Below are 8,824 nucleotides of genomic sequence, written 5' to 3'. Positions count from 1 at the left end.
GAAGATCGGCATGCGGAACATGGTCATGCCCGGGGCGCGCATGCAGATGATGGTGGTGATGAAGTTGACCGCGCCCAGGATGGTGCCGAAGCCGGAGAACGCCAGACCCATGATCCACATGTCGGCGCCGATGCCCGGCGAGCGGACCGCGTCGGAGAGCGGGCTGTAGGCGAACCAGCCGAAGTCGGCCGCGCCCTGCGGGGTGAGGAACCCGCCGACCGCGATCAGCGAGCCGAACAGGTACAGCCAGTAGGCGAACATGTTCAGCCGGGGGAACGCCACGTCGGGCGCGCCGATCTGCAGCGGCATGATCCAGTTCGTGAAACCGGCGAACAGCGGCGTCGCGAACATCAGCAGCATGATCGTGCCGTGCATCGTGAACGCCTGGTTGAACTGCTCGTTCGACATGATCTGCGTGCCGGGACGGGCCAGTTCGGCGCGCATGAACAGCGCCATCACGCCGCCGATGCAGAAGAACGCGAACGAGGTGACCAGGTACAACGTACCGATCGTCTTGTGGTCGGTGGTGGTCAGCCAGCGGACGGCGGCGAGGCCCGGGCGACGGCCCGCACGCGGGGGCGCGAGCGCCGCGGTGACAGTGTTGCTCTCCATACCCCGCCTGTGTCCGAGGCCCGTCCCGGCGTCACACTTGAGCGGAGCGACAAGGATCACCGCATACCGGTGTGACGATCGAGGGACTGCCGGACACCTACGGAACATGAGCAACGACGAGACCTTCGCCGCTGCCTATCGCGAGCACTACTGGGCGGTCAGCCGCTACGTTGCGCGGCGACTGGACGGCCGGACGAGCGAAGTCGAGGAAGTGGTGGCGGAGGTCTTCACCGTCGCCTGGCGGCGCCGGTCCGACCTGCCCGCGTCCCCTCTTCCCTGGCTGTACGGCGTGGCACGCAACTGCCTGTCCAACGCGGTACGCGGCTACGGACGCCGCCGGCGCCTCGTCGACAAGCTCGGTCACGACGAGACCGCGCACGGCCGGCAGATCGTGGACAGCCCCGACTCGGAGCAGCCCGGCGACTGGGTGCACGACGCGCTGGCCCGCCTTGCCCCCGCGGATCAGGAGGTTCTGCGGCTCACCACCTGGGAGGAACTCGGCATCGACGAGGTCGCCGTGGCCCTCGGCTGCGGCAGCAGGGCGGCGGCGATGCGGCTGCACCGCGCCCGCCGCCGGCTCAGAGCCGAGATCGACAGCATGCGGACCACCGTGGCCGCCGGTCCCACGACGCCTCGCCGCGACACCCCGAAGGAGCAGCGCCATGGCTGACGAACTCGAACTGCTGCGCCGCGCCAATCCGGTGCCGTCCGGCGACCCCCGCTTCGGCGACGGACCGTTGGGCCACGAGGCCGAGCGCCACCTCAGCCGGCTCATGGGACCGCCGGCCGACGAGCGCCCGAGGCCGGGCCGCTTCCTGCCCGGCCGTGGCAGCCTCGGCCGGCTGCTGCGCGGCCCCCGCCCCCGCCGTACGCGTCTGGTCTGGGCCCTCGCGACGACCGCGGCCGTCGCCATGACCTCCCTCGCGCTCCTCCTCGCGGGCCCGAGCACCACCCCCGCGGTGGCCGCGCCGCGCCCCCTGGTCGTGCGGGCCGACTCCACGCCCGTACCCCTGGACCAACTGGCCGAGCGTGCCGAAGGGGCGGCGGCGGACGGTTCGTCCGGTCTGCGCAAGGGCACGCATGTGCAGTCGTGGAGCATGGGCATGTCGGAGGACAAGCCTCCGATCACGCTCCCCGTGGAGCGCATCGTGCGCTGGAACGCGGACGACAGCCACACGGAACTGGTCGTCGCGACCGACCCGCGTCACCCGGGCCGGCCGGTCCTCTCCGAAGGGGACGGCGATTCGGGCCTCGTCGACGACGGTCACGTCATCAGCGAGCAGACCTTCCCGCCGAGCTGGAGCGACGCCCCGCCCGAGTCGCCGCCCCCGCACGACGCCAAGCGGCTGCGCGCCTATCTGCAGGACGCGCAGCACACCGACACCCCGCTGACCACGCCCGAACTGCTGGACGTCACACGGCTGTTGCTCGACACCTGGACCCTCGGCACCCGTGAGGACGCGGCACTCGTCCGGCTCCTCGCGGACGCCGAGGGACTGCGGCCCGTCGGCCAGGTGACCGATCGCCTGGGCCGGAGCGGCCAGGCGTACGTGTACGACGCCACCGGGGCCCGACAGATGCTGATCCTGGATCCGGTCACCGGTGCCGTTCTCGGTCTGGAGAGCACCGCCACGGTCGCCGACCCCGAGTACGGACTGAAGGCGGGCGACGTCATGGACTACATCGCGTGGATGCGCTGATCAGGCGCCGGTCTGCCGCGTGGCCGCCTCGACGGTCTGGGCCAGCAGTGTGGCGATCGTCATCGGACCGACCCCGCCCGGCACGGGCGTGATCAGCGAGGCCCGCTCCCGGGCGCTGTCGAAGTCGACGTCACCGATGTTGCCGGGGTTGTAACCGGCGTCGACGACGACCGCGCCCGGTTTGATGTCCTCGCCGCGGATCAGCCGGGGCCGCCCCACCGCCGCCACCACGATGTCGGCCTCCCGCACGACCGCCGACAGATCCGCCGTGCGCGAGTGGCAGTACGTCACCGTGGCGTCGCGGCCGAGCAGCAGCATCCCCACCGGCTTGCCGAGGATCGCGCTGCGGCCCACCACGACGGCCCGCTTGCCTGCCGGGTCGACGTCGTACTCGTCCAGGAGCCGCATGATCCCGCCGGGCGTGCACGACGCGAAGCCCGGCAGACCGAAGCTCATCGCCGAGAAGGACGCCAGCGTGACCCCGTCGACGTCCTTCTCCGGAGCGATCGCCTCGAACGCCGCGCGCTCGTCGACGTGATGACCCATCGGGTGCTGCAACAGGATGCCGTGCACGGTCGGGTCGGCGGACAGCCCGGTGAGTGTGTCGATCAGCTCGGCCGTCGTGGTCCCGGCGGGCAGAGCCACGTGCCGCGACTCGATACCCGCCTTGCGGGAACGGTTCTGCTTCATGCGTACGTACGTGACGGAGGCGGGGTCCTCACCCACCAGCACGGTGGCCAGACAGGGCGCCACCCCCGTGCGTTCGGCGAGGTCGGCCGCCCGCTTCGCCGTCTCGTCGACGATCCGCCGGGCGAGACCGGTGCCGTCCATCAGCTGGGCCTGGGGCATGAGCCACTCCTGAGCGTCGTAGAAGATGCCCAGGCGCGCGGCGAAGACGTGTACGTCGGGCCGCTCCCCGGTGGTACTCCACCTCAGCGCCAGTCACGGCCTGCCGACCACCCTAGCCGAGGTTCAGGACTCGTCCTCGAGCCCGGACGTCGGGTCCACGCCTGCCAGGAACCCGGTCGCCTGCGCCTCGATGCGTACGGCCCCGATCGCCCCCGCCCAGCGTGCCACCTCGGTCGCGAGGGCCGCGGCTCCCGCCTCGTCGCCGCGGTCGCGGGCCAGAACGGCCAGGAGCAGCTGCTGGGAGAGGGTGCCGGGGACGTTCCCCGCCCGCGCCCCGAGAGCGGTCGCCCGGGTCCAGCGCTCCCGTGCCCGCGCGTGGTCCAGGTCGTCGTGGTCGTGGTCGCCGAGATGCCGAAGCGCCTCACGGGCGAGCAGGTCGTCGCCCGACTCCCCGGCGCTCAGGGCGAGTTCGTAGTGCGCGGGCGCCGCCTCACGCTCGGCGAAGAGGTTGTCGACGATCAGTCCGAGGTACATCCGCGCCCACCCCCGGCGCACATCGTCGTCCGCCCGCTCGCACAGCTCCTGCGCGCACCGCCGTAGCTCCGCAAGCTCGCCGGGATCCTTGCCCGCAGGCCCGAACCGGAACGTGCCGTCACCGAGGAGCAGCCGGAAGTACGTGTGCCGCAGCCGTACGAAGTCCAGGTCCCAGACGCCGACCGGTGCGCTTGTTTCGGCTAACGCCTTGTACGCGGCGGTGATCCGCTTGTCCACGGTGTCCGTACCGCCGAACCAGTCGTGCTCAAGAGCGATCTCCGCCCCGGCGACAGCGAGGGCCGCCCGGCCGTGCGGCTCGGCCGTGGCGGCGGCGTCGAGGAGAGCCGAGGCGCGCTGCCATCGTCCGGCCCGGGCAAGCTCACGCGCCGCGGCGACGACCTCGTCCACCGGAAGGACGGCTTGGGTCGTACTCGTCTTCGTCATGGCGAGGAAGGTAGTAATCAGAAAAACTATCCACAAGAAAACTATCGGGCAGCTGTCAGGACCTTCAGGAGGAAAAGGGTGGGTGACTCGGTCGACCGGCACGTCGCGCTCTGGTCGAAGGAGCTCGGCTGGATGGACCCGGTCAAGGAGGCGATCTTCGCGCGGCTCGCGATCCTGGCGCGGCACGCGGCGCAGGCCCGCCGGGACACCCTGGACTCCGACGGGCTCAGACACTGGCAGTTCAAGGTGCTGCTCACCCTGCGCAGGCTCGGCCCGCCCTACGAGACGAGCCCGTCACGGCTCGCCGACCTGCTCGGCCTGACCCGGGGCGCGCTGTCGGCACGGCTCGGCCCGCTGGAGGACGCCGGGCTGATCACGCGTACGCACGACACGGCCGACCGCCGCCGGGTCCACGTACGGCTCACCGAGGCGGGATACGACGCGTTCGAGCGGCACGCGGCCTCCGAAGAACATGGCGAGAACGCGCTGCTCTCAGTGCTGTCAGAAGGAGAGAAGCGGACACTCGCCGACCTGCTCCGGAAGCTGGTCGAGGCCGCAGAGGCCGCCCCGGACGCGACTGAGCCGAAAAGGTCCAGGTCAGACGGGTCGTGATCCGGACCCTCGGCATACCCCTTACTGCTCTGGGTCGTCCCATGCCTGCAGCACCACCTGGTCGACGATCTTCCCGTCGCGCAACGACATCATCGAGTTCGCGAGCACCCTGGTGCCGTCCGCGTACTGACAGGACTCGGTGAAGGCGACCTGGTCGCCCTGGATCACGCACTGTTCCATCTTGTGTGTCATGTCGCGGCTGTAGACGTCGTCGAGCATCTCGCGGATCTGCTCGCGGCCGTGCATGACCTTGGGGTGGCTGGGCTGGGTGTTGCGGTCGACGACGCGCATTTCCGCTTCATCCGCGTACAGCGACAGGAGCGCCGACGCGTCCTGGCCTTCGATGCCCCGGCGCAGGGCTTCGGTGTCGAAGCCGGGGCTTGCCGCAGTGCCCATGATGGACCTCCTTGTGGACCACTGGCGAAGACCGCGGCCCGGTATGGAGCGGACCGTTGAGGGCCTCTCCCTCCGAGACTCCTCCGGTGCGGCGGCCACGGCAAGCGCAGCCGGGCCGATGAGCCTGTCGGGTGAGGAGCCGGGTGCGGCCGTGTCCGTGGGCGGCCCGCCACCGTTGCTGAAGGCATGATCTCAACACGACGTATCGTCGCCGCCGTTGGCCTCGCCGTCGGCGTCACGGGCCTTGCCGTACCGTCCGCGACCGCTGCCACCACCCCGGAGACGGGAAAGGTGAACCCCATCGCGATGCTCGACTCGCTCGCCGTGAGCGACCTTCCCGCGGAGCACAAGGCCCAGATGCCGAGGGTCTCCGACCAGCTCGACAAGCTCAACGAGCTGAACGGCCTCTACCAGCTGGAGCAGCTCCACCAGGTGACCGACCTCGCGGCCCCCGCCATGGGACTGGTCGGGGCCTTCGAGTAGGGCCGTCGAGTACCGAACGGCCCGGTCCGTCGGCGCGCGTCTCGTGGGGAGGCGCGCGCCGACGTCGTTCCGGGTGAAACGGCGGTGGCCCCCGGATGCGCGCCGGGGAAGTCCGGGCGAGGCTGAGGGCATGACCGAACATCCCGTAGTGGTCTTGCACCCGCCGCAGGAGGAGGGCGGACGGCGCGTGACGGTCCACGGCGAGCCGATCGGCGTCGCCATGAACCTCCCGGACGTCGTCGAGTTCCTGCGCCGCGCGGGCCTGGAGTTCGACGAGAACGAGGTCGCCGTGTCACCGCTGATCGAATGGCGCGGCGGAGGACCGTCCTACTGGGGGCCGGAGCCGCGCCGCCCCTGACGGCCCGGCGCAGGTGAGAGGGCGCGTGTAGGGGCCCACGTCCTTCCTCGGTAGTACCTCGTCCATGGCGACTGCCGCCACGGGATCAGTGCGAAGGCATCCATGGGCACGATGTGTGAGGCCGCGGCGGCGCGGAGGCTGGTGGTACCAGGAATGAGGAGGCCGCCATGAACCGCCGGATCCGCATCCGTCCCACCCGCCGCACGACCACCGCGCGCGACACGACGATCGACCGCAGGACCCCCTCGGGCCGACTCCTGCCCTACTGACCGCCCTGCTCACTGCCGTACCGACTGCCGTACTGACTGTTGTACCGACCTCTGGCGGACGTCAGCAGATGGTCTGGGTGCTGTTGACCAGGGTGTTGTTGCGGAACGTGGTGTTGTCGCCGCAAGGGCTCTCCCTGATCGAGGAGTTGGTCACCCTCAGGTTCTGGACGGTGATGTCCGAGTTGTTCGGGAACTCCGAGCGGGCGGCCAGCCGGATCTCGCCGCCGCCCGTGACACTGCCGCTCTGGGCGGCGAGGTTCACGTTGTAGCAGTTCTCGATCAGGATCGCGTTGTTGCCGGTGTCGGAGATGGTCACGCGGTCGATGGTCGCGCCGCCGCTCTCGGAGACGCAGAAGACGCCCCGGCCGCCTCCGCGCGCGACGACCTCGCCGACCCGCACATTGGTCGGGTACGCGCTGCCGATCCGGCCGTTGCGGTTGGCCATACGGAAGGCCGCGTAGCCCGTACCGGCGCCCGCGCCGTCCGCGTCGACCTTCGTGACGGTCGCGTTGACGGTCTGGTTCAGCAGGAGACCGGACTCGCCCACGTTGCGCGCGGTGACCGTGCCGATGGTGAGGCCGTCGACCCCGTACGTCTCCACGGCGTGGCTGCTCGCCCCGGAGACGTACACGTTGTCGATCCGGACATTGCGTGTCCACTGGCTGGTGTCGCCGCGGTTGTCGATGCGTACGCCCAGCCCGCGTGAGAGGCGCATGTCGATCTGGCCGAGCACGACGTTGGTGACGTTGCGCATGAAGATGCCGTACAGCGGGGTGCCGGTGAGGTTCAGATGCTGGACCTCGATGTCCCGGGCGCCGCGTGCGTAGACCGGGGCCTGGTCGCCGGAACCCGAACCGGTGACGTCGATGGTGCCGCACACGTCGAGCACGGTGTAGCTCGGCAGGGAGACCCGGGAACCCGCGCCGATGGCACCCGAGCCACGCACCACGACCCGTTCCTTCGAAGTCCGGCCCGCCGTAAGGCTGTTGACGGCCGCCTGCATGGCCGCCCGCATGTCGGTACCGGTGTACGTGACACTGCTGCCGCGCCGGGCGGTCCAGGTGCTGCCGTTCAGCACGGCCTCGGCCTGGTACGAACCCTCGCCGCACGCTGCCGCCGCCTGTTGCGGGGCGGCGCTCGCGGGGGACGTGAGCAGGGCTGCTCCCGTGAGCAGGGCGGTCGCGTACGCGACGGCGACGCCGGCCCGCCTCCCGCGGGCTCTGGCGATTGTGGGGGGTTGGTCGGCACTTGCGGTCTTGCGGATGAGGTGAGGTGCGGCTCTGCGTCCCATCTCGACTTCTTCTCCTGTGTGGGGGTCCGCCGCCCGCGCGACAGCATCGCAGCAAGCGTTTTCTATGGCGGGCGGTGAGTGTGGCAAGGGCTTTCCACGGCGTCAAGAGACCTGTGTGACAAAGGAGTTGGTCACATCTCGCGGCGTACGAGGAAGGCCAGCAGCGCACGCAGATCGTCGGCCGCGTGCGGAGCCGTGGGGAGGCTGTCGAGGCACGCGTGGACATGGGCGATGTGACGGCGGGCCTCCGCCAGCGCGGCGCTCCGGCCGCCGGCCTCCTCGATCAGGGCCGCGGCCCGGCGGGCGGTCGAGTCGTCGAGCTCCGCGGCGCCCTCCAGGAGGCGGGCGAGGGGGCGGGCGGCGGCGGGGTTGTCGAGAGCCGCCAGGACCGGGAACGTCTTCTTGCGCCGGCGCAGGTCGGCGTGGACCGGCTTGCCCGTGACGGCCGGGTCGCCCCAGATGCCCAGGAGGTCGTCGATCACCTGGAAGGCCACACCGAGATGACGGCCGGCGCGGTCGAGCGCGGTGACCGTCGCCGCAGGGGCTCCCGCGAGTACGGCACCCAGGGCGGCGGCACAGCCCAGCAGCGCGCCGGTCTTGTGCTCGGCCATCGCCCGGTACTCGTCGGGGCCGACGGCCTCGGGGCCCGTCCAGGGCCGGGACTCGAAGAGCAGGTCGTCGGCCTGACCGCTCACCAGGTCGTTGAGCGCGGTGGACAGGTGACGGACGGCCGACGGGACATGGCTGCCGGGCGCGGAAGCCAGGGTCTCCACGGCCAGGGCGAACAGGGCGTCCCCCGCGAGTACGGCAGGGCCGGTGCCGTACGTCTTCCAGACCGTGGGGCGGCCACGCCTGGTCGCGTCGCCGTCCATGATGTCGTCGTGGAGCAACGAGAAGGTGTGCACCAGCTCCACCGCGACGGCCGCGCTCACTCCGGCGCCCGCGGATGCCCCGGCCGCCTCCGCGCCCAGGACGGCCAGGGCCTGCCGCAGCCCCTTGCCGCCCGCCGCGGCGGCGGGCGCGCCACCGGCCTCACACCAGCCGAAGGAGTACGCCGCCATCTCACCCACCCACGGGTGCAGCCGCCCTACCGCCTCGGCCAGGGCGGGACGGACCAACGCCCGGCTCCGGTCGAGGAGTTGAACGGCGCGCTCGGCATCGGCGATGGTCGAGACGGGCGGATGCGGCGCGGAGGTCGTCACCGTCATCGCCCAACCTCCGTGCCTGCGAGGGTGGTTGCGGAGGTGTCGACATCTGCCGCAGCCGCAGCCGCAGC

General features: G+C 71.0%; 11 protein-coding genes and 1 riboswitch. Of the genes, 5 read left to right on the top strand and 6 right to left on the bottom strand.

Annotated features, from left to right (window positions below; translation table 11 throughout):
• Window positions 1–612 (bottom strand): cytochrome c oxidase subunit I (locus AOK17_RS44195; RefSeq protein ID WP_206190939.1); only part of this gene is annotated, 612 nt, incomplete at its 3' end.
• Window positions 613–718: 106 nt separating this feature from the next.
• On the opposite strand from AOK17_RS44195, the gene AOK17_RS44190 reads away from it, so the two are divergent.
• Both AOK17_RS44190 and AOK17_RS44185 read left to right on the top strand, forming a co-directional pair.
• Window positions 719–1,282 (top strand): RNA polymerase sigma factor, encoded by a 564-nt coding sequence (locus AOK17_RS44190; protein WP_055618298.1) that lies wholly within the window; start codon window positions 719–721, stop codon window positions 1,280–1,282.
• Window positions 1,275–2,312: a CU044_5270 family protein gene (locus AOK17_RS44185; RefSeq protein ID WP_055618297.1), complete on the top strand. Its 1,038-nt coding sequence runs from the start codon at window positions 1,275–1,277 to the stop codon at window positions 2,310–2,312. Before AOK17_RS44190 ends, AOK17_RS44185 begins: the two co-directional genes overlap by 8 nt.
• On the opposite strand, the gene AOK17_RS44180 is transcribed toward AOK17_RS44185, so the two are convergent.
• Both AOK17_RS44180 and AOK17_RS44175 read right to left on the bottom strand, forming a co-directional pair.
• Window positions 2,313–3,161: a bifunctional 5,10-methylenetetrahydrofolate dehydrogenase/5,10-methenyltetrahydrofolate cyclohydrolase gene (locus tag AOK17_RS44180; RefSeq protein WP_055618296.1), complete on the bottom strand. Its 849-nt coding sequence runs from the start codon at window positions 3,159–3,161 to the stop codon at window positions 2,313–2,315. It abuts the gene before it with no gap.
• A gap of 20 nt (window positions 3,162–3,181) precedes the next feature.
• Window positions 3,182–3,268: riboswitch (ZMP/ZTP riboswitch) on the bottom strand.
• A gap of 16 nt (window positions 3,269–3,284) precedes the next feature.
• On the bottom strand, window positions 3,285–4,139 hold the full coding sequence (locus AOK17_RS44175) for a hypothetical protein (RefSeq protein ID WP_055618295.1): 855 nt from the start codon (window positions 4,137–4,139) through the stop codon (window positions 3,285–3,287).
• 78 nt (window positions 4,140–4,217) lie between these two features.
• On the opposite strand from AOK17_RS44175, the gene AOK17_RS44170 reads away from it, so the two are divergent.
• The gene (locus AOK17_RS44170; RefSeq protein WP_055618294.1) at window positions 4,218–4,751 is read left to right on the top strand and encodes a MarR family winged helix-turn-helix transcriptional regulator; all 534 of its coding nucleotides are present in this window, start codon (window positions 4,218–4,220) and stop codon (window positions 4,749–4,751) included.
• A 21-nt stretch (window positions 4,752–4,772) separates the two neighbouring features.
• Here AOK17_RS44170 and AOK17_RS44165 read toward each other — a convergent pair whose 3' ends face one another.
• Complete coding sequence (locus tag AOK17_RS44165) at window positions 4,773–5,147, bottom strand: nuclear transport factor 2 family protein (RefSeq protein ID WP_055618293.1); 375 nt, start codon at window positions 5,145–5,147, stop codon at window positions 4,773–4,775.
• 186 nt (window positions 5,148–5,333) lie between these two features.
• Here AOK17_RS44165 and AOK17_RS44160 point away from each other — a divergent pair, with 186 nt between their 5' ends.
• Together AOK17_RS44160 and AOK17_RS44155 are read left to right on the top strand one after the other, a co-directional pair.
• Window positions 5,334–5,630: a hypothetical protein gene (locus AOK17_RS44160; RefSeq protein WP_055618292.1), complete on the top strand. Its 297-nt coding sequence runs from the start codon at window positions 5,334–5,336 to the stop codon at window positions 5,628–5,630.
• Between the two features lie 130 nt (window positions 5,631–5,760).
• The gene (locus AOK17_RS44155; protein ID WP_055618291.1) at window positions 5,761–5,988 is read left to right on the top strand and encodes a hypothetical protein; all 228 of its coding nucleotides are present in this window, start codon (window positions 5,761–5,763) and stop codon (window positions 5,986–5,988) included.
• A 330-nt stretch (window positions 5,989–6,318) separates the two neighbouring features.
• On the opposite strand, the gene AOK17_RS44150 is transcribed toward AOK17_RS44155, so the two are convergent.
• Together AOK17_RS44150 and AOK17_RS44145 are read right to left on the bottom strand one after the other, a co-directional pair.
• A complete protein-coding gene (locus AOK17_RS44150) occupies window positions 6,319–7,548 on the bottom strand; it encodes a hypothetical protein (protein WP_245697769.1) in 1,230 nt (409 codons plus the stop codon).
• Between the two features lie 131 nt (window positions 7,549–7,679).
• Window positions 7,680–8,756, bottom strand: coding sequence for a polyprenyl synthetase family protein (locus AOK17_RS44145; protein ID WP_055618290.1), 1,077 nt, complete (start codon window positions 8,754–8,756; stop codon window positions 7,680–7,682).
• Window positions 8,757–8,824 lie beyond the last annotated feature (68 nt).

This window comes from Streptomyces phaeochromogenes (assembly GCF_001418655.1).
Taxonomy (GTDB): domain Bacteria; phylum Actinomycetota; class Actinomycetes; order Streptomycetales; family Streptomycetaceae; genus Streptomyces; species Streptomyces phaeochromogenes.
The sequence above is the reverse complement of the archived record's forward strand: the minus strand, read 5'-3'. Positions and strand labels throughout refer to the sequence as shown.

What these genes read in the sequence shown, in the direction of transcription:
- AOK17_RS44185 (WP_055618297.1), top strand. Translation starts at nt 1,275, where the DNA reads ATGGCTGACGAACTCGAACTGCTGCGCCGCGCCAATCCGGTGCCGTCC.
- AOK17_RS44175 (WP_055618295.1), bottom strand. Translation starts at nt 4,139, where the DNA reads ATGACGAAGACGAGTACGACCCAAGCCGTCCTTCCGGTGGACGAGGTC.
- AOK17_RS44145 (WP_055618290.1), bottom strand. Translation starts at nt 8,756, where the DNA reads ATGACGGTGACGACCTCCGCGCCGCATCCGCCCGTCTCGACCATCGCC.
- AOK17_RS44160 (WP_055618292.1), top strand. Translation starts at nt 5,334, where the DNA reads ATGATCTCAACACGACGTATCGTCGCCGCCGTTGGCCTCGCCGTCGGC.
- AOK17_RS44180 (WP_055618296.1), bottom strand. Translation starts at nt 3,161, where the DNA reads ATGCCCCAGGCCCAGCTGATGGACGGCACCGGTCTCGCCCGGCGGATC.
- AOK17_RS44190 (WP_055618298.1), top strand. Translation starts at nt 719, where the DNA reads ATGAGCAACGACGAGACCTTCGCCGCTGCCTATCGCGAGCACTACTGG.
- AOK17_RS44155 (WP_055618291.1), top strand. Translation starts at nt 5,761, where the DNA reads ATGACCGAACATCCCGTAGTGGTCTTGCACCCGCCGCAGGAGGAGGGC.
- AOK17_RS44165 (WP_055618293.1), bottom strand. Translation starts at nt 5,147, where the DNA reads ATGGGCACTGCGGCAAGCCCCGGCTTCGACACCGAAGCCCTGCGCCGG.
- AOK17_RS44150 (WP_245697769.1), bottom strand. Translation starts at nt 7,548, where the DNA reads ATGGGACGCAGAGCCGCACCTCACCTCATCCGCAAGACCGCAAGTGCC.